Source organism: Rhizobacter sp. AJA081-3 (genome assembly GCF_017795745.1).
Classification (GTDB): Bacteria; Pseudomonadota; Gammaproteobacteria; order Burkholderiales; family Burkholderiaceae_C; genus Piscinibacter.
In genome coordinates this window covers 1459672-1482693 of sequence record NZ_CP059067.1, presented here as the reverse complement: position 1 = coordinate 1482693, position 23022 = coordinate 1459672, and the positions used below count along the sequence as shown (strand labels likewise).

The 23022-nt window shown below is 69.8% G+C and carries 22 protein-coding genes; 8 read left to right on the top strand and 14 right to left on the bottom strand.

The annotated features are described in order from the left end of the window. Positions 1 to 9: 9 nt before the first annotated feature. Both HZ992_RS07105 and HZ992_RS07100 read right to left on the bottom strand, forming a co-directional pair. The gene (locus HZ992_RS07105) at positions 10 to 1620 is read right to left on the bottom strand and encodes an acyl-CoA carboxylase subunit beta (protein ID WP_209385969.1); all 1611 of its coding nucleotides are present in this window, start codon (positions 1618 to 1620) and stop codon (positions 10 to 12) included. Continuing rightward, positions 1620 to 2525: an SDR family oxidoreductase gene (locus HZ992_RS07100; protein ID WP_209385968.1), complete on the bottom strand. Its 906-nt coding sequence runs from the start codon at positions 2523 to 2525 to the stop codon at positions 1620 to 1622. Before HZ992_RS07100 ends, HZ992_RS07105 begins: the two co-directional genes overlap by 1 nt. Positions 2526 to 2643: 118 nt before the next feature. On the opposite strand from HZ992_RS07100, the gene HZ992_RS07095 reads away from it, so the two are divergent. Genes HZ992_RS07095 through HZ992_RS07085 form a run of 3 tightly spaced genes read left to right on the top strand, consistent with a single transcriptional unit; the run spans position 2644 to position 4558 of the window. Beyond that, the gene (locus tag HZ992_RS07095; RefSeq protein ID WP_209385967.1) at positions 2644 to 2940 is read left to right on the top strand and encodes an SCP2 sterol-binding domain-containing protein; all 297 of its coding nucleotides are present in this window, start codon (positions 2644 to 2646) and stop codon (positions 2938 to 2940) included. Then, entirely contained in the window at positions 2940 to 3395 is a 456-nt protein-coding gene (locus HZ992_RS07090) for a MerR family transcriptional regulator (RefSeq protein ID WP_209385966.1), read from the top strand. Before HZ992_RS07095 ends, HZ992_RS07090 begins: the two co-directional genes overlap by 1 nt. 11 nt (positions 3396 to 3406) lie before the next feature. Continuing rightward, a complete protein-coding gene (locus HZ992_RS07085) occupies positions 3407 to 4558 on the top strand; it encodes an acyl-CoA dehydrogenase family protein (RefSeq protein ID WP_209385965.1) in 1152 nt (383 codons plus the stop codon). A 45-nt stretch (positions 4559 to 4603) separates the two neighbouring features. On the opposite strand, the gene HZ992_RS07080 is transcribed toward HZ992_RS07085, so the two are convergent. The 3 genes from HZ992_RS07080 to HZ992_RS07070 all read right to left on the bottom strand — a co-directional run bounded on the left by HZ992_RS07080 (position 4604) and on the right by HZ992_RS07070 (position 6880). Beyond that, the gene (locus tag HZ992_RS07080; RefSeq protein ID WP_209385964.1) at positions 4604 to 5089 is read right to left on the bottom strand and encodes a DUF1097 domain-containing protein; all 486 of its coding nucleotides are present in this window, start codon (positions 5087 to 5089) and stop codon (positions 4604 to 4606) included. Between the two features lie 360 nt (positions 5090 to 5449). Further along, positions 5450 to 5881 (bottom strand): hypothetical protein, encoded by a 432-nt coding sequence (locus HZ992_RS07075; RefSeq protein ID WP_209385963.1) that lies wholly within the window; start codon positions 5879 to 5881, stop codon positions 5450 to 5452. A gap of 102 nt (positions 5882 to 5983) precedes the next feature. Beyond that, complete coding sequence (locus tag HZ992_RS07070) at positions 5984 to 6880, bottom strand: DMT family transporter (RefSeq protein ID WP_245213381.1); 897 nt, start codon at positions 6878 to 6880, stop codon at positions 5984 to 5986. Positions 6881 to 7128: 248 nt separating this feature from the next. On the opposite strand from HZ992_RS07070, the gene HZ992_RS07065 reads away from it, so the two are divergent. Further along, positions 7129 to 8316, top strand: coding sequence for an RCC1 domain-containing protein (locus HZ992_RS07065; protein ID WP_209385961.1), 1188 nt, complete (start codon positions 7129 to 7131; stop codon positions 8314 to 8316). Positions 8317 to 8326: 10 nt separating this feature from the next. Here the strand turns inward: HZ992_RS07065 and HZ992_RS07060 are convergent, their stop codons facing one another. From HZ992_RS07060 to HZ992_RS07020, 9 genes are all read right to left on the bottom strand, one after another. Further along, positions 8327 to 9952, bottom strand: a complete 1626-nt coding sequence (locus HZ992_RS07060) for a gamma-glutamyltransferase family protein (protein ID WP_209385960.1) — start codon at positions 9950 to 9952, stop codon at positions 8327 to 8329. After that, positions 9949 to 11247 carry a DUF3422 family protein gene (locus tag HZ992_RS07055; protein ID WP_209385959.1) on the bottom strand — a complete coding sequence of 433 codons (1299 nt, stop codon included), beginning with the start codon at positions 11245 to 11247 and terminating at the stop codon, positions 9949 to 9951. Before HZ992_RS07055 ends, HZ992_RS07060 begins: the two co-directional genes overlap by 4 nt. Before the next feature lie 35 nt (positions 11248 to 11282). Next, positions 11283 to 12875, bottom strand: coding sequence for an MFS transporter (locus HZ992_RS07050; protein ID WP_209385958.1), 1593 nt, complete (start codon positions 12873 to 12875; stop codon positions 11283 to 11285). 72 nt (positions 12876 to 12947) lie between these two features. After that, entirely contained in the window at positions 12948 to 14456 is a 1509-nt protein-coding gene (locus tag HZ992_RS07045) for a tripartite tricarboxylate transporter permease (RefSeq protein ID WP_209385957.1), read from the bottom strand. Positions 14457 to 14466: 10 nt separating this feature from the next. Next, positions 14467 to 14928 carry a tripartite tricarboxylate transporter TctB family protein gene (locus HZ992_RS07040; protein WP_209385956.1) on the bottom strand — a complete coding sequence of 154 codons (462 nt, stop codon included), beginning with the start codon at positions 14926 to 14928 and terminating at the stop codon, positions 14467 to 14469. Between the two features lie 110 nt (positions 14929 to 15038). Further along, positions 15039 to 16829: a GspE/PulE family protein gene (locus tag HZ992_RS07035; protein WP_209385955.1), complete on the bottom strand. Its 1791-nt coding sequence runs from the start codon at positions 16827 to 16829 to the stop codon at positions 15039 to 15041. After that, positions 16826 to 17608: a spermine/spermidine synthase domain-containing protein gene (locus HZ992_RS07030; RefSeq protein WP_209385954.1), complete on the bottom strand. Its 783-nt coding sequence runs from the start codon at positions 17606 to 17608 to the stop codon at positions 16826 to 16828. The genes HZ992_RS07035 and HZ992_RS07030 overlap by 4 nt, the downstream gene beginning before the upstream one ends. Positions 17609 to 17617: 9 nt before the next feature. Next, a complete protein-coding gene (locus tag HZ992_RS07025) occupies positions 17618 to 18115 on the bottom strand; it encodes a DNA-deoxyinosine glycosylase (RefSeq protein WP_209385953.1) in 498 nt (165 codons plus the stop codon). Then, a complete protein-coding gene (locus HZ992_RS07020; protein WP_245213380.1) occupies positions 18112 to 18951 on the bottom strand; it encodes a TatD family hydrolase in 840 nt (279 codons plus the stop codon). Before HZ992_RS07020 ends, HZ992_RS07025 begins: the two co-directional genes overlap by 4 nt. 59 nt (positions 18952 to 19010) lie before the next feature. On the opposite strand from HZ992_RS07020, the gene HZ992_RS07015 reads away from it, so the two are divergent. The 4 genes from HZ992_RS07015 to HZ992_RS07000 are packed head-to-tail and all read left to right on the top strand — an operon-like array spanning position 19011 to position 23002. Continuing rightward, positions 19011 to 19982, top strand: a complete 972-nt coding sequence (locus HZ992_RS07015) for a S1C family serine protease (RefSeq protein ID WP_209385952.1) — start codon at positions 19011 to 19013, stop codon at positions 19980 to 19982. Between the two features lie 11 nt (positions 19983 to 19993). After that, positions 19994 to 21007: an AAA family ATPase gene (locus HZ992_RS07010; RefSeq protein ID WP_209385951.1), complete on the top strand. Its 1014-nt coding sequence runs from the start codon at positions 19994 to 19996 to the stop codon at positions 21005 to 21007. Next, positions 20982 to 21959: a DUF58 domain-containing protein gene (locus HZ992_RS07005; protein ID WP_209385950.1), complete on the top strand. Its 978-nt coding sequence runs from the start codon at positions 20982 to 20984 to the stop codon at positions 21957 to 21959. The genes HZ992_RS07010 and HZ992_RS07005 overlap by 26 nt, the downstream gene beginning before the upstream one ends. 14 nt (positions 21960 to 21973) lie before the next feature. Then, positions 21974 to 23002: a VWA domain-containing protein gene (locus HZ992_RS07000; RefSeq protein ID WP_209387074.1), complete on the top strand. Its 1029-nt coding sequence runs from the start codon at positions 21974 to 21976 to the stop codon at positions 23000 to 23002. Positions 23003 to 23022 lie beyond the last annotated feature (20 nt).

Sequence of the window (23022 nt, the reverse complement as noted above, 5' to 3'; positions counted from 1 at the left end):
GTTCCTCGTTCAGAAGCGGGCGGCGCCGAAGGTGTTGGGGCGCAGCGTGCGGGTTTCGGCCTCGGCGGCCATCGCCAGGCACAGGCCGAGCAGGCGGCGCGTGTCGCGCGGGTCGACGATGCCGTCGTCCCACAGCCGCGCGGTGCCGAACAGCGCGGTGGACTCCTTGTCCAGGCGCAGGCGCAGCGCGTCGCTCATGGCCTTCAGCGCGTCCTCGTTGGCGGCCTGGCCGGCGCGCTCGAGTTTGCTGCGGTTGACGATGTCCATCACCTTGGCCGCCTGCGCGCCGCCCATCACCGCGGTGCGCGCCGAGGGCCAGGCGAAGATGAAGCGCGGGTCGAAGCCGCGACCGCACATGCCGTAGTTGCCCGCACCGTAGCTGCCGCCGAGCACGACGGTGAACTTCGGCACCCGTGCATTGGCCACCGCCTGGATCATCTTCGAGCCGTGCTTGATCGCGCCACCACGCTCGGCGGCCGAGCCGACCATGTACCCGGTGGTGTTCTGCAGGAAGAGCAGCGCCGTGCCGCTCTGGTCGGCCAGCTGCATGAACTGCGCCGCCTTGGTCGAGCCCTCGGGCTGGATCGGGCCGTTGTTGCCGATGATCGCCACGGCGTGGCCCATCAGTCGCGCATGGCCGCAGACCGTCTCGCTGCCGTAGCCGGGCTTGAACTCGAGAAGGTCGCTGCCGTCGACCAGCCGCGCGATCACCTCTCGCACGTCGTAGGGCTCGCGCTCGTCGGCGGGCACGACGCCCAGCAGCTCCTGTTCGTCGAACAAGGGCTCGATGAAGGGGCGCGCCGGGCCGGCCGCATCCCAGTTCAGCTTGTCGAGCAGTTCGCGGGTGAGCGCGATCGCATGGGCGTCGTTCTCGCACAGGTACTCGCCGAGACCCGTCACCTCGGCATGCGTCTGCGCGCCGCCGAGCTCCTCGTCGGTCGCGTCCTCGCCGATGGCCGCCTTCACCAGCGGCGGGCCGGCCAGGTAGATGCTGCTGCGCCCGCGCACCAGCACCACGTAGTCCGACAGCCCGGGCAGGTAGGCACCGCCGGCGGTGGACGAGCCGTGCACCACCGCGATCTGCGGGATGCCGGCGGCCGACAGGCGCGCCTGGTTGGCGAAGCTGCGCCCGCCGTCGACGAAGATCTCCGCCTGGTACATCAGGTTGGCGCCGCCCGACTCCACCAGGTAGACCAGCGGCAGCTTGTTCTCGCGCGCGATCTCCTGCGCACGCAGCGCCTTCTTCAGGCCCATGGGCGCGACGGTGCCGCCCTTCACGCCGCTGTCGCTGGCCGAGATCAGCACACGCTTGCCGGCCACCGTGCCGATGCCCACGATGCTGCCGCCGCCGAGCACGGCCTTCTTGCCGTCGTCGTCGTGCATGTTCAGGCCCGCCAGCCGGCTGAGCTCGAGGAAGCCCGAGCCGCGGTCGAGCAGGCGCGCGACACGCTCGCGCGGCAGCAGCTGGCCGCGCTGCTCGAAACGCGAGCGCTTGGATTCGCTCTCGGCGATCACCAGGCCTTCGAGCCGCTGCACCTCGGCCAGGCGCTCGGCCATGCGCTGCGTGTTGGCGGCGAAGGCAGCGCTCGCCGGGTCGAGCTTCGAGGTGATGACCGGCATCAGGCACCGCCCTTTAGCACGTCGGGCGTGGTGGCGCGATGAAAGCCGCCGAAGGGCTGCGACTTGTCGTGGTCCAGGCTCGGGAACAGCGGGCTGCCCAGCGGCGCGCCGCCGTCGATGGCCAGCGTGACGCCGGTGATGAAGGCCGCGCCCGGGCTGAGCAGGAAGCAGATCGCCGCGCTGACCTCGGCCTCCGCACCCAGGCGGCGCAGCGGCACGTGGTTCTTCAGCTTGGGGATGAGCGTCTTCGTCAGGCCACCGTAGCTGTCCATGCCGCTGGAGGCGATCCAGCCCGGCGCCACCGCGTTGACGCGCACGCCGGCGTGCGCCCACTCGAAGGCGGCCGTCTGCGTCAGGTTGGCCATGCCTGCGCGCGCCGCGCCGCTGTGGCCCATGCCGGGCATGCCATTGCGGAAGTCGGCCGTCATGTTGACGATGGCGCCGCCGTGCGCCTGCATCGACTGCAGGAACAGCTCGCGCATCATCAGGAAGCCGCCGGTCAGGTTGTTCGCCACCACCGCCTCAAAGCCGCGCTTGCTGATCGCCATCAGTGGCGCCGGGAACTGCCCGCCGGCGTTGTTGACCAGGCCGTGCACCGCGCCGTGGGCGGCGACCACCTCGGCGACATGCGACTTCACGGCGTCCTCGTCGCGGATGTCGAAGGCGCGCGTGACAGCGCGGCCCCCGTCCTCGGCGATCTCGGCGGCGACGCGCTCCAGCTTCTCGGCGGTTCGGCCGCTGAGCACCACGGTGGCGCCCAGAGAGGCCAGCTCGTGCGCGACGCAGCGGCCGATGCCGCTGCCGCCGCCCGTGACCCAGATCAATTGACCGGCGAACAGGCCCGGGCGCAGCACGCTGGCGTAGCGCCGGCGCTCGCCGGCCTTCGATTCGGTGGGGTCCGTCATGGCCGCGCAGCTTACGTTAACGTCATCCCGCTGGCGTATTGGTGATTACACGGTACCCTTCGGCAGCGGCGGACCCTAGGATGCCGGCCATCTGCACACTGACCTCCCACCCTGCCCCATGACCCTCGACGACTGCACCACCGCCATCCGCACCAAGGTCGGAGACGACAGCGGCCTGAACGCCACGCTCAAGTTCGACTGCGGCGAGGCCGGCACCATCTACGTGGACGGCAAGGCCGTGCCGAACACGGTGGACAACCGCGGCGCCGACGCGGACTGCACCGTCGGCATCACGCTCGACAACCTGGCGGCCATGCTGCGCGGCGACCTGGAGCCGGCCACCGGCTTCATGACCGGCAAGCTCAAGGTGCAGGGCGACATGAGCGTGGCCCTGCGCATGCAGCGCGTGGTCTGATGGCCCGCGACGACTCGGCACGCGCCTTCGTCGCCTCGCACCGCGACGACGGCACGGGCGATCTGTTCGGCATCGCCGAGCTGTGCCGCGATTTCGGCGTGACGCTGCGCGCGCTGCGCTTCTACGAAGACAAGGGCCTGCTTGCGCCGCGGCGTGTGAACGGCACGCGGGTCTACACGCGTCGCGACCGGGCGCGGCTGGCACTCATCCTGCGCGCCAAGGCGATCGGTTCGCCGCTGGCCGAGATCAAGCATTACCTCGACTTGTACGGCGACCATGGCGAGGGCCGCGCGCAGCAGCTCAACTACGTGATCACGCGCACCGACACCGCGATCGCCGAGCTGGAGCAGAAGCGCGCCCACATCGACGCCACGCTCGCCGAGCTGCGCGTCATCAACCAGAGCTGCCGTGCACAGCTCGAGTCGCGCAAGCGCCCCGCCAAGAACGCCGCCTGAAGGACCCGACCATGGCGATTGCCAACTTCCCCTCGGCCTGGATGAACGACGAGCACCGCGCACTGGAAGACGCGGTGCGCCGCTTCCTGACCGAGCGCTGGGTGCCGCGCGCGGCCGAATGGCGGGCGGCCGGCCGCCTGGGACCCGAGGTGTGGCGCGAGGCCGGCGCGCAAGGGCTGCTGTGCGCCGCCATGCCCGAGGCCTACGGAGGCGGCGGTGGCGATTTCGGCCACGACGCGGTGATCATTCTCGAGGCGGCCCGCGCCAACCTCGGCGGCTTCGGCGGCGGGCTGCATTCGGGCATCGTCGCCCCCTACCTGCTGCACTACGGCAGCGAGGCACAGAAGCAGCGCTGGCTGCCGAAGATGGCCACCGGCGAGTTCATCACCGCCATCGCGATGACCGAGCCGGGCACCGGCTCCGACCTGCAGGCGATCCGCACGAGCGCGCGGCGCGACGGTGATCACTACGTTCTCAGCGGCCAGAAGACCTTCATCACCAACGGCGGCAACGCGAACCTGATCATCGTGGCGTGCAAGACCGGCGGCGAGGGGGCCAAGGGGATGTCGCTGCTGGTGGTGGAGACCGAGCAGTCCCCAGGCTTCCGCCGCGGCCGGCTGCTCGACAAGATCGGCCTGAAGTCGCAGGACACTGCCGAGCTTTTCTTCGACGAGGTTCGCGTGCCGGCGGCCAACCTGCTCGGCGGTGCCGAGGGCCAGGGCTTCATCCAGCTGATGCAGCAGCTGCCGCAGGAGCGGCTGATCGTGGCGCTGGGCGGCATCGGCGCGATGGAGCGCGCGCTGGCCGAGACGGTGGCCTACACCAAGGAACGCCAGGCCTTCGGCAAACCGATCTGGAGCTTCCAGAACACGCGCTTCAAGCTCGCCGAGGTGCAGGCCACGGTGCTGGCGGCGCGCGCGATGGTCGACGCAGCGATGGTCTCGCACCTGAAGGGCGAGCTCGGCGTGGACCGCGCGGCGCTGCTCAAGTACTGGGTCACCGAGCAGCAGGGCAAGGTGATGGATGAGTGCCTGCAGCTGTTCGGCGGCTACGGCTACATGAGCGAGTACCCGATCGCCGAGCTCTACACCGATGCGCGCGTCCAGCGCATCTACGGCGGCACCAACGAGATCATGAAGGAGCTGGCCTCGCGCTTCATGTGAGCGGCACGGGCCAGGAAGCGGCGGCTGGCGCCGCCGCTGCGTTCATCAGGCGGCCTTGGTCAGCTTGCCGCCGAGCATCTCCGACAGCCAGCCGAAGACGGCGCCCAGCACGATCGAGGCGATGGTCGGCACGATCGCGTCCACCGGTGCCAGGCCCTTGAGCAGGATGAGCCCGGCGACCGACGCGAAGCCGTAGACGCAGGCCGGGATGGTGGAGAGCACGCCGATGTGCGCAGCCAGCACGATCGCCGCCGCGCCGATGCCCACCGCCACGGGCGCTGCGAAGGCACCCAGCGCGCCGAGTTGTCCGGCCAGCATCACCGACAGCATGCCCACCACCGCACCGAAGCTCATGCACACGATGGTCTTGGTCAGACCCTCCGTCTTGCCTCCGCTGTGGAAGAAGCAGGCCCAGGCGATGAAGGCCTGCCAGATCTGCATCTGGAATGCCGCCAGCGGCCCCAGGAACACCCATGTCGCGACAACGGCCAACAACCCGATCGAAACTGCCAATGCAATCAGCACAGTCATTCTGAGTCTCCTCGATCTTTTCGATGAAGGGCACGCGCGCGCCGACGACGCGCGCGAACGAGCGAAGCCACGCTGCTCCGACTGCCTGCAACGCACACGTCGCGGCAACGCGCGTCGCCACGCCACTCAGGGGCGCACGGTCACGCCATTGGAGGGTGAGGAAACACGGACTGCCGAGCCCGCCAAGGCAAGAGCCATTCCGCGACGGCGTTCAGCCGGCAGAACTGCGGGTATTCACTCAGAAATGACGGTGTTGATGCCTGTCAAGGCCAGCCCGCGAGCGCAGGCCCGTTCAACTCAGGTTCACAGTGCACCAGAAAGGTGACACAGGATGTGTCTGCTCCGGCGCATGCGCGCAGCTCAGGTCGCGGTGGCCAGTGCCGCGGCGAGGCGCTGCAGTTCCGTGAGCACCTGGGCGGGGAAGCCGGCGCTGCCCCAGCGCTTGTCGTCGACGAGCAGTCGCAGGCTCTGCGCCGAAACCGCCTTGTCGGCCCAGCCCCTGGCCAGCCGGTTCGCGACATGCGGAAACCGCTCGCACAGCGCCTTCGGACGGGACTCGAACGGGAAGGCGATCAGCCAGTCGATCGTCGGCCCGGCCAGCATGCGCTCGGCAGCGGTCGGCTTGACGGTCTTCTCGCGCTCGAAGTTGATCGACAGCGGGTCGGTGTCGATCTTGTCGTCGACCGGCGCTGCCGCGGGCGTGGCGACGGGAGAAGCCACTTCGGTCCGGATCTCGACATGCTCGAAGTCGATCGTCCCGGAGGGGCGGAATTCGAGAGGTGCGTTCGACATGCGTGCAGTCCGGCCAAGGCATTGATTCGACGAAGAAATTCTAGGCTGGCAGGGCGCATTCAGGGGGCGCGCAAGCGTGCGCGCCGTCACGCCGGTGCCGCCTCAGTGACGGCTGGACAGCCAGATGCCCGGCAGGATCATCAGGGCGCCGAGGGCGTGGAAGGGCTCGATGCGCTCGCCCAGCACCGCCCAGCCGATCAGCGCGCTGTACAGCGGGCCGAGATAGAGCACCACCGAGACCCGCGCTGCGCCGAGCGTGCGCTGCATGATCGAATAGGCGCCGTAGGCCGCGGCCCCGGGGATCAGCGCGGCGGCCAGCACCAGGCCCGCGCTGCGCCAGGAGAGTTCGCTGGGCAGCCAGAACCAGGCCTCCCACAACGTGAACGGAAGCAGCACGACGATGCCGCCGCAGGCCACCAGCGTGAGCCGCGCCACCGGCGAGAAGGCCGAGGGCCAGGCGCGCAGCAGCAGCGAGTAGGCCGTCCAGCAGACCACCGCCACGGCGATCCACAGGTCGCCCGGGTTCAGCCGCACTTCGGCGAGCCGGCCCCACTGGCCGCGCACCAGCACGTGCAGCACGCCGGCCAGCGCGAGCGCGACACCCAGCCCCTGCAGCACGCCGAAGCGCTCACGCAACCAGATCGCCGAGAACAACGCGATGAGCACCGGCGAGGCCGCATAGAGCAGCCCGATGTTCACCGCTGCCGTGCTGCGTCCGCCGATGTAGACGAAGGCGCCGCAGACCCACATGCCCAACGCGCCAAGGATCAGGAAATGGAGCGCCTCGCCTCGGATGAACTGCCGCTTGGCAGCGATCTCGCGGTGGCAGAACAGCGCCAGCACCCCTGCCGCCACCACCCATCGGCCCAGCGCCAGTGCATGCGGCGCGATCACACCCGGCGCCCAGCGCGCCACCAGGTAGTTGACGCTCCACAGCGCCGGCGCGATGAAGAGCAGCGCGTGGGCGAGGCGGACATCCCTTGCCTGAGACGCCCCCACCCTACTTGGCCATGCCCATGAGCCGGGCGCCTTCGGCGATGACGCACGTGAGCTCATTCATGAAGGCGTCCATCTGTTCCGTCGCGATGTTCGCCAGTCTATACGCCGGCGCAGTGCATAACGGCTTCCTAACGTCGCGCCCTCTAGATTGACAGCGCGTGACCGACCTCTCGCTCACGCGGCGCCCCCGGTCGCGGCATCCCCGGTGGCAAAGCCCGTCCCGGATGCCGCACCCGAGGGAGAGCTCCATGACCATCACCATCCGTCCTGCCCGCTGGTTGCTGGGCGCGCTGCTTGCGCTGGCTTGTGCCGCCGCCGGGGCACAGATCATCCGGCCCATCGTCATCAGGCCGCTCCCGCTGCCCGATCCCGAGTCCTTCGTCGAGATCAGCGCAGGGCTGAACCACACTTGCGCGCGCAAGCTCAACGGCAAGACCTACTGCTGGGGCCGCAACGACCAGGGCCAGATCGGCTTCGAGAGCACCCAGCTGTGCGGCGGGGTGGCCTGCGTCGCCCGGCCCAGATACGTGATGACCGGCCGCCAGGTCGAGGCGGGTGCTGCCCATTCCTGCGCGATCGATTCCGCGGGTGCCGCCTGGTGCTGGGGCAGCGACAGCCACGGTCAGCTCGGCAATGCGCCAGATCCGTACAGCGTGAGGCCGACGCCGTTCCCGGTCTCCGGCGGCCACCAGTTCCACACGATCAGCGCCGGCGAAACCTCGACATGCGGCACCTCGCCCGAGGGCCTGTTCTGCTGGGGCTCCATTGCCGGCAGCGCGGCGCTGCCACTGCAGTTGAGCACGAATGCCAGCTTTCAGTCGGTCAGTGTCGGGCGCGCGCATGCCTGCGCTCTGTATGTCGTCAACAGCTATCGAGGCGCCTATTGCTGGGGCCAGAACCAGTACGGCCAGTCGGGCGTGGACTGGAACGCCTGGTCTGGCGCCGTGCCGTTCGCGTTCAACTCGTCGCTGGGCACCGCAGTCGCCCGGCTGCAGACTCAGGGCGACTTCACCTGCGCCGACCAGATCAATGGCCAAGTGCAATGTACGGGCCTGAATCAATACGGCCAGCTCGGCAGCGGGCAGAGCTTCTCGGCAACCTACGTTCCGCAGACGGTCGGCGTGGCGATGGCGCTCGCCGGCGTTGCCACGGGTTGGAACCATGCTTGCGCGCTCGACCCGAACGGCCTGGCTTCGTGCTGGGGCAATGGCTACTGGGGCCAGCTCGGCAACGCTGCGTCGGACGTGTTCCGCGGGCCGCAGCCGGTGGCCGGCGGGCGCAGCTACCGCGCCATCGCCAGCGGTTTCCAGCACAGCTGTGCGATCGGCACCGACAACCGAATCTACTGCTGGGGCGACAATCGCTTTGGCCAGCTCGGCCTGGGCCAGGGCGGCAGCTGGTACTGGACGCCGATGACCACGCTCGACCCCGTCTGACGCCGGACGCCTAGAACGCCGCGGCCAGGCCGTCGCGCCTCGGGTCGCTGGCGGCCACGTAGCCCTCGACCGCCGGGTCGCCCAGGCGCCAGATGAATTGCCCGGCACCGAAGTCCTGGTAGCTGTCCTGGAAAGACTCGACCTGGTGGCCGAGCGCGCGCAGGCCCTCGCGGGTGGACGTCGGCATGGTCGCCTCGACGTTGATCGACAGGCCGTGGTTGAAGCGCCAGCGCGGCGCGTCGCAGGCGGCCTGCGGCTCCTGCCGGAAGTCGAGCATGCGTACCAGCGTCTGCAGGTGGCCCTGCGGCTGCATGTTGCCGCCCATCACGCCGAAGCTCATCTGCGGCAACCCGTTCTTCGTCAGGAAGGCCGGGATGATGGTGTGGAAGGGCTTCTTGCCCGGCGCCACCACGTTCGGGCTGGTCGGCCGCAGGCTGAAGCCGTGGCCGCGGTTCTGCAGCGACACGCCGTAGCCCGGCACCACCACGCCCGAGCCGAAGCCCATGTAGTTGCTCTGGATGAAGCTGATCATCATGCCGCGCTCGTCCACCGCGGTGAGGTAGATCGTGCCGCCCTTGACCGGGTTGCCGGCGCCGAAGTCCTGCGCCTTGTTCCGGTCGATCAGCCTCGCGCGCGAGGCGAGGTAGGCGTCGTCGAGCATCTGCGCCGGCGTGTGCTCCATCGAGGCCGGGTCCGACACGTAGCGGTAGGTGTCGGCGAAGGCGAGCTTCATCGCCTCGACCTGCAGGTGTTGCACCTCGGTGCTGTCGGCCTTCAGGCCCTGCAGGTCGAAGTTCGACAGGATGCCCAGCGCGATCAGCGCGGCGATGCCCTGCCCGTTCGGCGGGATCTCGTGCAGCGTGTGCCCGGCGTAGCGCTTGGCGAGGGGCTCGACCCACTCGGGCCGGTAGGCGGCGAGGTCAGCCGCGCGCAGGGCGCCGCCGTGCGCGCGCGCGTGCTTCTCGATGGCCTGCGCCACCTCGCCGCGATAGAAGGCCTCGCCCTTCGTCTGCGCGATCAGCTTGAGCGTGCGCGCCGCCTCGTGGAAGCGGAACAGTTCACCGACCTGCGGCGCGCGCGCATGCGGCAGAAAGGCCTGCGCGAATCCGGGCTGGTCGGTCAATTCGGGCAGCGCCGCCGCGGCGGCCCACTTCTGCCGCACCACCACCGGCACGGCGTAGCCACGTTCGGCGATCTCGATGGCCGGCGCCATGAGGTCGGCGAAGGGCAGCTTGCCGAACTTCTCGGAGAGCGCCATCCACGCCGACACCGCGCCGGGCACGGTGACGCTGTCCCAGCCGCGCTTGGGCGGCGTGCGCGCGTCTTCGCCGTACTTGCCTCGGAAGTAGCCCGGCGTCCAGGCCTGCGGCGCGCAGCCGCTGGCGTTCAGGCCGTGCAGCTTCTTGCCGTCCCACAGGATCGCGAAGGCATCGGAGCCCAGGCCATTGCTGCAGGGCTCGACGATGGTCATCGCCGCCGCCGCGGCGATCGCCGCATCGACGGCGTTGCCGCCCGCAGCGAGCATGCGCAGCCCGGCCTGCGCGGCCAGCGGGTGCGAGGTGGCCACGATGTTGCGGCCGAATACCGGCAGGCGCTGGCTGGGGTAGCCGGCGCTCCAGTCGAAAGACGATGTCATCGAAAACTCTCCGAATCACGGTGGGCGGCGGCATGCGCCTCGCGGTGCAGCCGGCGCACGCCGAACCAGACCGCCAGGGCGATGAGCGGGATGCTGATGGCGACCGCGAGGTCGGGCGAGACGTTCCAGCCGGCCGACTTGGCACCCTTGGCGGCGTAGCCCACCAGCCCGGCGCCGTAGTAGGTGACGGCCGCCACCGAGAAGCCCTCGACCGCGCTTTGCAGCAGCAACTGCGCCTTCTGGCGGCGGTTCATCGCGTCGAGCAGTTCGCGGCTGCTTTGCTGCTGCTCGATCTCGACGCGGGTGCGCAGCAGGTTCGAGACGCGCGAGATGCGCTCCGACAGTGCCTGCAGGCGGCGCCCGGCCCAGGCGCAGGTCTGCATGGCGGGCAGCAGCCGGCGGTCCATGAACTCGCGCACCGTCTGCAGGTTGTGCACGCGCTCCTCGCGCAGTTCGTCGATGCGCCGCTGCACCAGCTCGAAGTAGGCGGCGCTCGCCGAGAAGCGCGCATGCGTGCGGGCGTAAAGACCCTCGACACGCGCGGCCAGCTGGGTGAGCTGGCGCAGCAGTTCCTGCTCGTCGTCGGGGCTGGCGGTGCGGATGCGCTCGGCCACGTCGGCGAGGTCGCGTTCGGCCCCGACCAATGCGCCGCCGACCTCGCGCGCCACCGGCAGGCCGAGCAACGCCATCATCCGGTAGGTCTCGATCTCCTGCAGGCGCTGCACGAGGCGGCCCAGGCGCCGCGGCGTCATGTCGCCGGCCACCACCACCCAGCGCGCGAAGCCGTCACCGTAGAGGCGGAAGTCGGTGTAGACATCGGCCGAGCCGTCCATCACGCGCGCGCCGACCAGGCTGTCTTCATGGAGCATGCTGCGTACCAGCGGGGGCACCTCGTGGCGCGGCGTGACGGCCGGCTTGACGAGCACGTGCAGGCCCACCAGCCACTCGCCCGGCAGGCCGTGGCGCCACTCGAGCGGCACGTCGTCGATCGGCAGGTGGTCGAACCCCTCGGGCACCTCGGCGAGCTGCTTCCAGAAGGTGCAGGTGTGAAACTCGCCGTGCTTTTCCCAGCGCAGGCGCAGGCCGCCGATGTCGGCACTGAGGTGGCTCGCGCCGTCGGCGGGCACCGCCAGCTGCCGCGATTGCAGCAGCCTGGCCACGTGCTCGCGTTCGGCGCCGCCGGCGTTGCCCACCAGCGCGATGTGCGACAGCAGCAGCGGCGCATTCATGCGCTCGTACGGACGCGCATGCACCTCGTGGTGCAGAGTCTCCCGCAAGGGGTGCACGGATTGCATCGATCGACCTCCCTGCACCGATTATGTGGGCGACGCTAGACCACCGCCTCACCGAGGAAGCGCTGCACCCTCGGCGGCTCGTCGCCGAGGTGGAAGGCCAAGCGCCGTTCGCGCAGGCCGACATCGGACGCGGTGAAGCGCTCGAGCCGGCGCAGGTGCTCGACCCAGGTCTCGTCGAGGAAGTACTCGAGATAGCGGCCGGGAATGGCCGGGTCGCGGAACAGGCCCCAGGACAGCGCCCCCTGTCGCAGCCGGGCGCGCCGCGTCTGCTCCATGATCTCGATGAAATCGGCGGCGCGCGACGGGTCGATGAGGTACTCCACCGTCACCATCACCGGCCCCTCGTCGGGCTGCGGCTCGACGAGCGGCGCCGGCGCGGCGCTGCCTGGACGGGCGGGGCTGTGGTCTTCGTCCTCGCCGCCGTCGACGGAGAGCTTGCGCGTGATCAGCAGCACCAGCGGGCCGACAACCGCGGCGGCGACGATGCTCGCCGGCACGCTGCTCAGACTCGCCACCTGGCCCCACAGCGCCGCACCGGCCGCGCTGCCGCCCATCAGTGCCATCTGGTAGATCGACATGCCGCGCGCGCGCACCCAGTTGGGCAAGGCCATCTGCGCGGCCAGCGTCAGCGAGTTGGCCGTGGCGATCCAGGCCATGCCGGCCACCGCCATGGCCGGCACGGCCAGCCACAGCGAGGGCGAGAACACCACGGCCACCGCCGCCAGCGCGTGCACGCCGGTGCCCCAGCGCACGAACTGGTCGCGGCCGATGGCCTGGCGCAGCCGCGGCAGGTACAGCGCTGCGGCCACCGCGCCGCTGCCCATGGCCGCCAGCAGCAGCGTGAAGGTGCCGGCGCCGCCGCCGTGGATGCCGCGCGCCACCAGGGGCAACAGCGCGGTCAGCGAGGTCGACTGCAGGAAGAAAAGGAAGATGCGGATCAGCACGTTGCGCATGCGCGGCGACTGCATGACGTGCTGCAGGCCCACGCGCATGGCACCGACGAAACGCTCGCCGGGCAGCGCGCTGACCTTGCGCTGCGACTTCCAGCGCAGGATCAGCATGAAGGCGCCGATCGACAGCACGGCGTTGAGCGCGAACACGAAAGCGCTGCCGGCGCCGGCCAGCAGCGCGCCGGCCACCACCGGGCCGATCACGCGCGACATGTTCATCGCCACGCCGTTGAGCGCCAGCGCCGCCGGCAGCTCGTGACGCGGCACCACCTCGGGCACGATGGCGGCGAACACCGGCCAGCGCATCGCCATGCCGATGCCGTTGGCAAAGGTCAACGCCAGCAGCAGCGGCGCAGTCAGCAGATCGGCGATCGAGCAGGCACACAGCACCACGGCCACGCTGGCCACCCACAGCTGCGTGACGGCGAAGTAGCGGCGCCGGTCGACGATGTCGGCCAGCGCGCCGCTGGGCAGGCCGAGCACGAACACCGGCAGCGTGGAAGCCGCCTGCACCAGCGCCACCATCACCGGGCTGTCGGTCAGCGAGGTCATCAGCCAGGCCGCCGCCACGTCGTTCATCCACATCGTCACGTTGGCAGCCAGCCAGGCCAGCCAGAGCATGCGGAAAACCGGCCCGCGCAACGGGGCCAGCGAAGAGGGGGGAGCGGTGCTGCTCATCGCGGGCCGAGAAGAGACTGTGCCAAAAGACGAACCCCGCCGCAGCGGGGTTCGTCGTTCAGTGACTCAAGTTCAATCCGCATCCTGGAAGGCTTCGTCGCGCTTGCTCTGGATCGACGGCAACATCACCACCACGATCATCAATGCCGCGGCCACGAGCAGGCCGGCCGACAGCGGCCGCGTGAAGAAGGTGCCCCAGTCGCCGCGCGACAGCAGCAGCGCGCGGCGCAGGTTTTCTTCCATCATGGGGCCGAGGATGAAGCCCAGCAACAGCGGTGCGGGCTCGCACGACAGCTTGTAGAAGATGTAGCCCACCACCGCGAAGCCGGCGCCCATGTAGACGTCGAAGGCGTTGTTGTTCAGCGTGTACAGGCCGATGCAGCAGAACGACATGATGGCCGGAAACAGGAAGCGGTACGGCACGGTCAGCAGCTTGATCCAGATGCCGATCAGCGGCAGGTTCAGGATCACCAGCATCAGGTTGCCCACCCACATCGAAGCGATCAGGCCCCAGAACAGCTGCGGGTTGCTCGTCATCACCTGCGGGCCGGGCTGGATGCCCTTGATCGTCATCGCGCCGACCATCAGCGCCATCACGGCGTTGGGCGGGATGCCCAGTGTGAGCATCGGGATGAACGAAGTCTGCGCACCGGCGTTGTTGGCCGACTCGGGGCCAGCGACACCACGGATGTCGCCCTTGCCGAAGCGGCCGCTGGCGCCGGCCACCTTCTTCTCGACCGTGTAGGCCGCAAACGCCGCCAGCAGCGCACCGCCCCCCGGCAGCACGCCGAGGATCGAGCCCAGCGCCGTGCCGCGCAGCACCGCAGGGAACGCATCCTTGAAGTCCTGCTTGGTCGGCCACAGGCCCTTGACGTCCTTCGTGAACACCTCGCGGTGCTCGGCGGGCTTGCCCAGGTTGGCGATGATCTCGCCGAAGCCGAACACGCCCATGGCGATGGCGACGAAGCCGATGCCGTCGGTCAGTTCGGGAATGTCGAAGCTGTAGCGCGGCGTGCCGGAGATGACGTCGGTGTTGATCTGGCCGAGCAGCAGGCCCAGCAGGATCATCGCGATCGCCTTGACCAGCGACCCGGAGGCCAGCACCACGGCACCGATCAGGCCCAGCACCATCAGCGAGAAGTACTCGGCCGGGCCGAACTTGAAGGCCAGTTCGGTCAGCGGCGGCGCGAAGGCAGCGATGATGATCGTGCCCACGCAGCCCGCGAAGAACGAGCCCAGGCCCGCGGCAGCGAGTGCCGCGCCGGCGCGGCCCTGGCGGGCCATCTGGTAGCCGTCGATGGCGGTCACCACCGAACTCGATTCCCCTGGCACGTTGATCAGGATGGCGGTGGTCGAGCCGCCGTACTGCGCACCGTAGTAGATGCCGGCGAGCATGATCAGCGCCGGCGTGGCGTCGAGCGCGTAAATCGAGGGCAGCAGCATCGCGATGGTGGCCACCGGGCCGAGGCCGGGCAGCACGCCGATCAGGGTGCCCAGCAGCGCGCCGCCGAAGGCGTACAGCAGGTTCTGCGCGGTAAAGGCGACACCGAAGCCGAGTGCGAGATTGGAGAGCAGGTCCATGTCGTGGTCCTCAGCCGATGAACGCCGGCCACAGCGGGATCGTCAGCTTGAGGCCGACGATGAAGATGAGCCAGCAGCCGATGGTGAGCAGCGCGGCATTGGCGATCGCCTCGCCCCAGTGGAACTCGTCGCCGGCCAACGCAGCGATGATGACCAGAGCCGGCAGCGCGATGACCAGGCCCAGGTGCGGCAAGGTCCATCCGAATACCACCACGGTGCCGACGATGAAGCCCAGCGGCTTCCAGGCGATGTCGCCGATCGGGTCGCCGCCTTCGGACTCGATGGTCAGGGCCTTGAAGAGAACCACGCCGCCGAGAATGGCCATCAGGACGCCCAGGCCGAAGGGAAAGTAACCCGGGCCGGGACGGGCCGACTGGCCGAAGCTGTAGTTCGTCGCACCCCATGCAAAGCCCAGGCCGATGGCCACGAACATGAGGCCCGACCAGAAATCGCGCTGGCTCTTGATCTTCACCTGTGTCTCCTCCGGGAGCTGCAATGCTTCGAAGGATTCTAGGCAGCGATGCCCGACCAACCTGTGTGGTTTACACGTAGCGGCGCGAGCCTTGTCGCGCAGGCGTCAGCTCACTCCCAGCCGGGCGTCGCGCGAAGCACTTCGTCCATGGTGGTCACGCCCTCTGCCACCTTCATCGCCCCGGCCACGCGCAGCGGCCGCAGGCCGTCCTGCAGCGCCTGCTTGCGCAAACGCGGCATGTCGGTCGCCGGCGAGATGCATTCGCGCGCCACGTCGCCGATGGTGAGCAGTTCGTACAACCCGGCACGTCCGCGGTAGCCGGTCATGCGGCATTCGAGGCAGCCCACCGGCTTGTAGGGCCGCACCGCGCCGGTGAGGCGCCAGGGCTTGACGAACTCGCCCAGCGCCTCGCGCGACAGGGCATCGTCGGGCTGCTTGCATGCCACGCACAGCGTGCGCACCAGCCGCTGCGCGAGCACGCCGATCACCGTGGCGCCGATCAGGTAGGGAGGCACGCCCAGGTCCTCGAGCCGGGTGATGGCAGACACCGAATCGTTGGTGTGCAGCGTGCTGAAGACCAAGTGGCCGGTGAGCGCGGCCTGGATGGCCATCTCGGCGGTCTCGAGGTCGCGGATCTCGCCGACCATGATGATGTCCGGGTCCTGGCGCATCAGCGCGCGCAGCCCTTCGGCGAAGCCCAGGTCGATGTTGCTCTGCACCTGCGTCTGGTTGAACGAGGGCTGGATCATCTCGATCGGGTCCTCGATCGTGCAGACGTTCACCTCGTCAGTGGCCAGCCGGCGCAGCGTCGAGTACAGCGTGGTGGTCTTGCCCGAACCGGTCGGGCCGGTGACGAGGATGATGCCGTGCGGCCGCGTCACCATCTCCTCCCAGCGCTTGCCGTCGTGCGCGCCGAAGCCCAGCGCGTCGAGCGGCTTGACGGTGGTGTCGGGGTCGAAGATGCGCATCACCATCTTTTCGCCGAACGCCGTGGGCAGCGTCGACAGGCGCATCTCGACCTCGTCGCCGCCCGGGTTGCGCGTCTTGATGCGGCCGTCCAGCGGGCGGCGCTTCTCGACCACGTCCATGCGGCCGAGCAGCTTGACGCGCGCGATCATCGCATTGAGCACGCCCAGCGGCACCTGGTAGACGTTGTGCATCACGCCGTCGATGCGAAAGCGGATCACGCTGCGTTCGCGGCGCGGCTCGAGGTGGATGTCCGACGCGCGCTGGTCGAAGGCGTACTGCCACAGCCAGTCGACCACCTGCACCACGCCCTGGTCGTTGGCGTCGAGCTGCTTGTTGCTGCGGCCGAGCTCGACCAGCTGCTCGAAGCTGGCCAGCGTGGAGGTCTCGCCCGACTTGATGGCCGCGCGCACCGAGCGCGACAGGCTGTAGAACTCGGTGGTGTACTTCTGCAGCTCGAGCGGGTTGACGACCACCAGCCTGATCGGCTTGCCGGTGTGCGCCTCGATCTCGGCCACCCAGGCAGTGTCGCAGGGCTCGCAGGTGGCGACGGTGACGTCGCGCAGGCCCACGGTGATGGGCAGCGCGCGGCGCCGCTCGGCGTAGCTGATCGACATCACCTCGGCGACGCGGCCGACGTCGACCTTCAGCGGGTCGATGCGCAGGTAGGGCAGCTTGACGCGATCGGCCAGCCATTCGGTCAGCGCCTCCACGTCCAGCGGCTTGCCCTTGCCCGGATCCTTGGCCCGCACGAGGTTCAGGCTGCCCAGGCGCACCAGCGGGTGCTGGCGGCTGTCGGCACCGTGGAAGCGCTTCTCGGTGGCGCGCGAGGCCTCCTCGTCGATGAGTCCGTCCTTGCGCAGCCAGCGCAGCAGCACCCGCCAGTCCAGCGGCCCGACGTGCGGGGTCTCGAGCAGGGGAGCAGCAGCGTTCATGCGGTCTCGGAGGGTTCAGCCGGCAGCGGGCGGATCATGCGCAGCCATTTTCGCGCCGGCAAGCCGTACCGCGTGTCGATCTGTTGCGCGCGTTGGACGAGTTCGTCACGCTCGGGCACGGTGCCTTGCTTGATCGCCAGCACCACGGTGTTGCCCTCGCGCGTGGGCTGCAGCGAAATCACCGCGCCGCCCTCGAAGGCCGCGGCGATGCGCCGGGCGCTGCGCACGAAGCTGGCATCGCGGCCGAACAGGTTCACGCTCATCACGCCACCCTCGGCGAGCATGCGGGCGCAGCCGCGGTAGAAGGCCGCGCTGTCGAGCACCGGGCTGGCGGCCTCGTGGTCGTACAGGTCTACGCAGAGCACGTCGACCGAGCCGGGCTCGGCGACCTCGTCGACGTAGTGCTGCGCATCCATCTCCAGCACCTGGAAGCGTGCGCCCTCGGCCGGCAGGCGGAAGAAGGCGCGGTTCACGCCGATGACGGTCGGGTTGAGTTCCACCACCGTGGTCTTCATTTTCATCACGCCCTGCGTGAAGCGCGTGATGGCACCGGCGCCCAGGCCGAGCTGCACCGAATGGCCGCGCGCCAGCTCCGCGGCCGGGCGCAGCAGCATCCAGGCCATCATGCGCTGGATGTACTCCAGCTCCAGCGCGGCCGGCTTCTTCAGGTTCATCGCCCCCTGCACCCAGGGCGTGCCCAGGTGCAGGTAGCGCACGCCGTCGAATTCGGAGATGGTGGCCGGGGCCAGCTCGGGTTCGGACTTCTTCTTCGTCGTCATCATTCGGGGTCAGGCCAGTCCATGGGCGGCGAAGGCGTCGCGCCAGGCCGCCAGCTTGCGTTCGAAACTCCAGCTCGCATTGGCCGGGCTGGTGGAAGGCAGGCGCAGCACCGGCACGCCGAGCGTGCGTGTCACCGCCATCGCCCGCGCCGACTCGCCGCCGTTGTGGGCCACCGCCTCCAGCCGCGGCGCGCGGCGGCGCAGGCCCGCCAGGTCGTTGGGCACGGCGGCCTCGATGGCGCTGTCCAGGCTGCCCTCGCGGCGGCAGCTCGCGTAGACATCCCAGATGCCCAGGCCGCGGCGCTTCACCTCGGCCAGGCGCGAACGATAGGGCATGGCGACGAGGTCGACGCCCCACAGCGCCGAAAGCAGCGGCCAGAACTGGTTGCGCGGATGGGCGTAGTACTGCTGCGCCCGCAGCGAGGCCACGCCCGGGAAGCTGCCCAGCACCACCAGCCGCGTCGCGCGGCCGATCACCGGCGGCAGGCCCTGCAAAGTCTCACTCACGACGCCAGCCTCGGCAGCGCGGCCTGCGCGTTCGCACCGCTGGCGCGCGCGAACTCCTCCAACGGCATCGCGCGCAGGCCGGCGAGCACGGCGCCAATGCGCGGCAGCTCGGCCGGCTCGTTGCGCGCCACCTCGCCCGCCGCGCGCTGCCCGGCGGTGCGGTACAGCCAGTGCGGCGGAATGTCGGGTGCATCGGTCTCCACCACCAGCGCCTCCAGCGGCAGGCTGCGCGCCAGCTCGCGGATCTGCAGCGCGCGGTCGAAGGTCGCGGCGCCGCCGAAGCCCAGGCGCAGGCCCAGGCCGACAAAGGCCAGCGCCTGCTGCGCGCTGCCGTTGAAGGCGTGCGCGATGCCGCCGGGCACCTCGATGCGGCGCAGTTGCTTGAGCAGTGCGTCGGCCGATCGCCGCACGTGCAGGATCACCGGCAGGCCGTGGCGGCGCGCCAGCTTGAGCTGCTCGACGTAGAAGCGCTCCTGGCGCACGCGGTCCAGGCCGGGCACGAAATGATCGAGGCCGATCTCGCCCACCGCCACCAGGCGCGGGTCGTCGCGCGCGTCGACCAGCGCCTGGTCGAGCCGCTCCAGGTCGGCGTCCTCGGCACGGTCGACGAACAGCGGGTGGATGCCCAGCGCGTAGGCGAAGCCGTGCCGGTGCGCCAGCGTGCGCGTGGCCTCGAAATGCGCCATCGCCACCGCCGGGATGACCAGGCGGGTCACGCCGGCCGCCAACGCGCGCGCCACCACCGCGTCGCGGTCGGCGTCGAACTCGGGCGCGTCGAGATGGCAATGAGTGTCTGTCCACACGGCGCGCATCATGCCCTGCCTGTGACAGGTCATGGCCGACGTGCTACTGTTGCAGCGCATCCCGAACCGCGCTCGCTGCGCCGGAGCAGCCGATGAAGAAGGCACCGCTGTACAGCCGTTCACGCCGGGGCGTGGCGGCACCGACCCCGCCGCCGCCCGAGCCGGTCGAATCCGCCGCGCCGGCACCGGCGCGCCAGCGACTGGCGGGTTTCGTGCGCCGCCATGAACGCCGGCTGTGGGCGCTCGCGGTGCTGCTGCTGGTGGTCACCGCACTGCTGTGGCGCGTGGCGCCCAAGGGCCCGCCGGTGCTCACCTTCGAGCAGATCGATCATCTGGTGCGCAAGTCGATCGAGGAAAAGCCGCTCGTCTCGGCCGCAGCACGCGCCTACGACAAGATCATCCCGTCGGTGGTGCGCGTGGTCGGCTACGAGCGCGACAGCGGCGATCCGCCACGCGAAGCCAAGGCCGCCAAGGAAGCTCGCGACGCCCGGCCGAAGAGCGAGAGCAGCGCCGAGCCCGGCATGCAGGAACGTGGCGTGGGCACCGGCGTGGTCATCGTCGACAACGGCACCATCCTGACCAACCTGCACGTGGTGCTCGGCGCCGAGAAGGTGAAGGTCACCTTCATGGACGGCCTGGAGACGGAAGCCCGGCTGATCAGCGTGATGCCCGAGCACGACCTCGCCGTGCTGCGCGCGGTGAAGATTCCCGACGACCTGCACCCGGCCACAATGCGCGGCACCGGCGACCTGAACCCGGGCGACCGCGTGATGGCGGTGGGCTTTCCGTTCGGCATCGGGCCCTCCGCCTCGGAAGGCGTGGTCTCCGGGCTGAAGCGCGAGTTCCGCTCGCCCGAGGGCGAACGCGTGCTGACCAACCTGATCCAGTTCGACGCCGCGGCCAATCCGGGCAACTCCGGCGGGCCGCTGGTGACGATGGAAGGCGAAGTCGTCGGCGTCGTCACCGCCATCCTCAACCCGACCAAGCAGCGCGTGTTCGTGGGCATCGGCTTCGCCGTGCCGATCGAGAACGCCGCCGCCGGTGCCGGCATGCCGCCGTTCTGAGCAGGAGTTCCATGGATTCTTCCCCCACCGGCGGCGATGCCGCCACGCTGATGGAGCGGGTGCTCTACGAGGTCAAGCGCGTCGTCGTCGGCCAGGACCAGTTCCTCGAGCGCGTGATGGTGGCCATGCTCAGCAACGGCCACCTGCTCGTCGAGGGCGTGCCCGGCTTGGCCAAGACGCTCACCGTCAAGACCCTGGCGCAGACCATGCGCGGCCAGTTCAAGCGCATCCAGTTCACCCCCGACCTGGTGCCGGCCGACCTGGTGGGCACGCGCATCTACAGCCCGAAGACCGGCGAGTTCGACACCTCGCTCGGCCCGGTGTTCACCAACCTGCTGCTGGCCGACGAGATCAACCGCGCACCGGCCAAGGTGCAGAGCGCGCTGCTCGAGGTCATGCAGGAGCGTCAGGTGACCATCGCCGGCGTCTCGCACAAGGTGCCCGATCCCTTCCTCGTGATGGCCACGCAGAACCCGATCGAGACGGAGGGCACCTATCCGCTGCCCGAGGCGCAGGTCGACCGCTTCATGATGAAGGTGCTGGTCGACTACCCGAGCGAGGAAGAGGAGTTCGTCGTCGCGCAGCGTGTCACCGGCACGCCGGTGCAGGTGTCGGCGGTGGCCAGCATGGGCCAGCTCGCCGAACTGCAGCAGGAATGCCGCAAGGTCTACGTCGACCCCTCCCTGATGCAGTACGCCGTCAAGCTGGTCAGCGCCACGCGGCGCCCGGCACAGTACGGCCTGAACGACATCGCCAAGTACATCAGCTTCGGTGCCAGCCCGCGCGCCACCATTGGCCTGATCGAAGGCGCCCGCGCGCTGGCCTACATGCGCGGGCGCAGCTACGCGCTGCCGGAAGACATGACCGGCCTGGTCGGCGACGTGATGCGCCACCGCCTCGTGCTCAGCTACGAGGCGCTGGCCGACGGCCTGAGTGCCGACCAGGTCATCCGACAGGTGATGCAGAAGATTCCCCCACCCGACAAGCCGCTTGCGCCCCATGAATCCGGTTCCGGAAAGAACTGAAGCGGCCGACTCCGAGGCCCTGCTCAAGCGCCTCGAGTGGACGGTGATCCGCCGCCTCGACGGCCTGCTGCAGGGCGACTACCGCACGTTGCTGCGCGGCGCCGGCATCGACCTGGCCGACCTGCGCGAGTACCAGTACCACGACGACGTGCGCCACATCGACTGGAACGTGACGGCGCGCTTGCAGCAGCCCTACGTGCGCCAGTTCACCGAAGACCGCGAGCTGGCCGCCTGGTTCCTCGTCGACCTCAGCGCCAGCGTCGACTTCGGCTCCGACCTGCGCGCCAAGCGCGGAGTGGCGCGCGAGTTCGTCGGCGTGCTGTCGCGGCTGCTCACGCGCCACGGCAACCGCGTCGGCGCGTTGCTCTACGGCACGGAAGTCGACACGGTGATCCCGGCGCGCGCCGGCCGCCTCCACGTGTTGCACCTGCTGCAGCGCATGGCGAAACGGCCGGCCGAATCGGCCGCTGGCTCCACGCAGCTGCGCGAGCTGCTGCTGGCCGGGCAGCGCATCGTCAAGCGGCGCAGCACGATCTTCGTGGTGTCCGACTTCATCAGCCCGCCCGGCTGGGAAGAGGCGCTGGCGCAGCTTTCGCGCCGCCATGACGTGACCGCCGTGCGCCTGTACGACCCGCTGGAGATGGAGTTGCCCGACATCGGCCTGGTGACGATGCGCGACGCCGAGACCGGCGAGCAGCTGCTGGTGGACACCCACGATGCCGGTTTCCGCGCGCGCTTCGCGGCCGCGGCCCAGGCGCGCGAGGCGGCGCTGCTGTCTTCGCTCGCCCAGGCCGGCGTCGACACGCTGGAGCTGGCCACCGATGACGACCTGCTCGACGCCATCCTGCGTTTCGCCGACCTGCGCCGCCAGCGCAGCCGGCTGGCGGCCGGCGGTGGCGCACCGTCGCACCTGGGCGTGCTGAAGACAGAGCCGCGGAGTGCCGCGTCATGAAAGGCGCCATCCCGCTGAACTTCATCTGGCCGACGATGCTGTGGCTGCTGCTGGCGGTGCCGCTGCTGGTCGGCGGCTACGTCTGGCTGCTGCGCCGGCGCAAGAAAACGGCGCTGCGTTATGCCAACCTGGCACTGGTCAAGCAGGCCATGGGCAAGAGCGCCGCGTGGCGCCGCCACGTGCCGCCTGCGCTGCTGCTGCTGGCCGTGATCGTGCTGCTGCTCGCCTCGGCGCGGCCAGCCGCGGTGATCACCCTGCCCTCGCAGCAGGAGACCATCGTGCTGGCGATGGACGTATCGGGCAGCATGCGCGCGGCCGACGTGCAGCCCAACCGGCTGGTGGCCTCGCAGGCCGCGGCCAAGGCCTTCGTCGCCGAATTGCCGCGCAGCGTGCGCGTGGCGGTGGTGCAGTTCGCCGGCACCGCCGCCGTGGTGCAGCCGCCCACGCACAGCCGCGACGACGTCTACGCCGCGATCGACCGCTTCCAGCTGCAGCGCGGCACCGCCACCGGCAGCGGCATCGTGCTGTCGCTGGCGACGATCTTCCCGGAGGCCGGCATCGACCTGTCGCAGATCACCGGCCAGAAGGCCATGCCGCCCGGCCCCAACGACAAGCCCAAGCCGGAGTTCACGCCGGTCGAGCCGGGATCGTTCAGCTCTGCCGCGATCATCATGCTCACCGACGGCCAGCGCACCACCGGCCCCGACCCGCTGGAGGCCGCCAAGATGGCCGCCGAGCGCGGCGTGCGCGTCTACACCGTGGGCATCGGCACCAAGGACGGAGAGACCATCGGCTTCGAGGGCTGGTCGATGCGCGTGCGCCTCGACGAAGACGCACTCAAGGCGGTGGCCAACCTGACGCGAGCCGACTACTTTTACGCCGGCACCGCCGAAGACCTGAAGAAGGTCTACCAGGGCCTGTCGACGCGGCTCGTGGTCGAGAAGAAGGAGACCGAGATCAGCGCGCTCTTCGCCGTCTTCGGCGCGCTGCTCGTGGCCGCCGCCGCGGCGCTGTCGGTGGCCTGGTTCGGCCGCGTGGCCTGAGGCGGTCGGGGCTCAGCCTC

Coding starts and splice junctions, on each gene's coding strand:
- HZ992_RS07105 (WP_209385969.1), bottom strand. CDS start 1,620: ATGCCGGTCATCACCTCGAAGCTCGACCCGGCGAGCGCTGCCTTCGCC.
- HZ992_RS07100 (WP_209385968.1), bottom strand. CDS start 2,525: ATGACGGACCCCACCGAATCGAAGGCCGGCGAGCGCCGGCGCTACGCC.
- HZ992_RS07015 (WP_209385952.1), top strand. CDS start 19,011: ATGAAGAAGGCACCGCTGTACAGCCGTTCACGCCGGGGCGTGGCGGCA.
- HZ992_RS07030 (WP_209385954.1), bottom strand. CDS start 17,608: ATGACGACGAAGAAGAAGTCCGAACCCGAGCTGGCCCCGGCCACCATC.
- HZ992_RS07095 (WP_209385967.1), top strand. CDS start 2,644: ATGACCCTCGACGACTGCACCACCGCCATCCGCACCAAGGTCGGAGAC.
- HZ992_RS07035 (WP_209385955.1), bottom strand. CDS start 16,829: ATGAACGCTGCTGCTCCCCTGCTCGAGACCCCGCACGTCGGGCCGCTG.
- HZ992_RS07005 (WP_209385950.1), top strand. CDS start 20,982: ATGAATCCGGTTCCGGAAAGAACTGAAGCGGCCGACTCCGAGGCCCTG.
- HZ992_RS07090 (WP_209385966.1), top strand. CDS start 2,940: ATGGCCCGCGACGACTCGGCACGCGCCTTCGTCGCCTCGCACCGCGAC.
- HZ992_RS07065 (WP_209385961.1), top strand. CDS start 7,129: ATGACCATCACCATCCGTCCTGCCCGCTGGTTGCTGGGCGCGCTGCTT.
- HZ992_RS07075 (WP_209385963.1), bottom strand. CDS start 5,881: ATGTCGAACGCACCTCTCGAATTCCGCCCCTCCGGGACGATCGACTTC.
- HZ992_RS07055 (WP_209385959.1), bottom strand. CDS start 11,247: ATGCAATCCGTGCACCCCTTGCGGGAGACTCTGCACCACGAGGTGCAT.
- HZ992_RS07010 (WP_209385951.1), top strand. CDS start 19,994: ATGGATTCTTCCCCCACCGGCGGCGATGCCGCCACGCTGATGGAGCGG.
- HZ992_RS07050 (WP_209385958.1), bottom strand. CDS start 12,875: ATGAGCAGCACCGCTCCCCCCTCTTCGCTGGCCCCGTTGCGCGGGCCG.
- HZ992_RS07045 (WP_209385957.1), bottom strand. CDS start 14,456: ATGGACCTGCTCTCCAATCTCGCACTCGGCTTCGGTGTCGCCTTTACC.
- HZ992_RS07060 (WP_209385960.1), bottom strand. CDS start 9,952: ATGACATCGTCTTTCGACTGGAGCGCCGGCTACCCCAGCCAGCGCCTG.
- HZ992_RS07080 (WP_209385964.1), bottom strand. CDS start 5,089: ATGACTGTGCTGATTGCATTGGCAGTTTCGATCGGGTTGTTGGCCGTT.
- HZ992_RS07085 (WP_209385965.1), top strand. CDS start 3,407: ATGGCGATTGCCAACTTCCCCTCGGCCTGGATGAACGACGAGCACCGC.
- HZ992_RS07020 (WP_245213380.1), bottom strand. CDS start 18,951: ATGACCTGTCACAGGCAGGGCATGATGCGCGCCGTGTGGACAGACACT.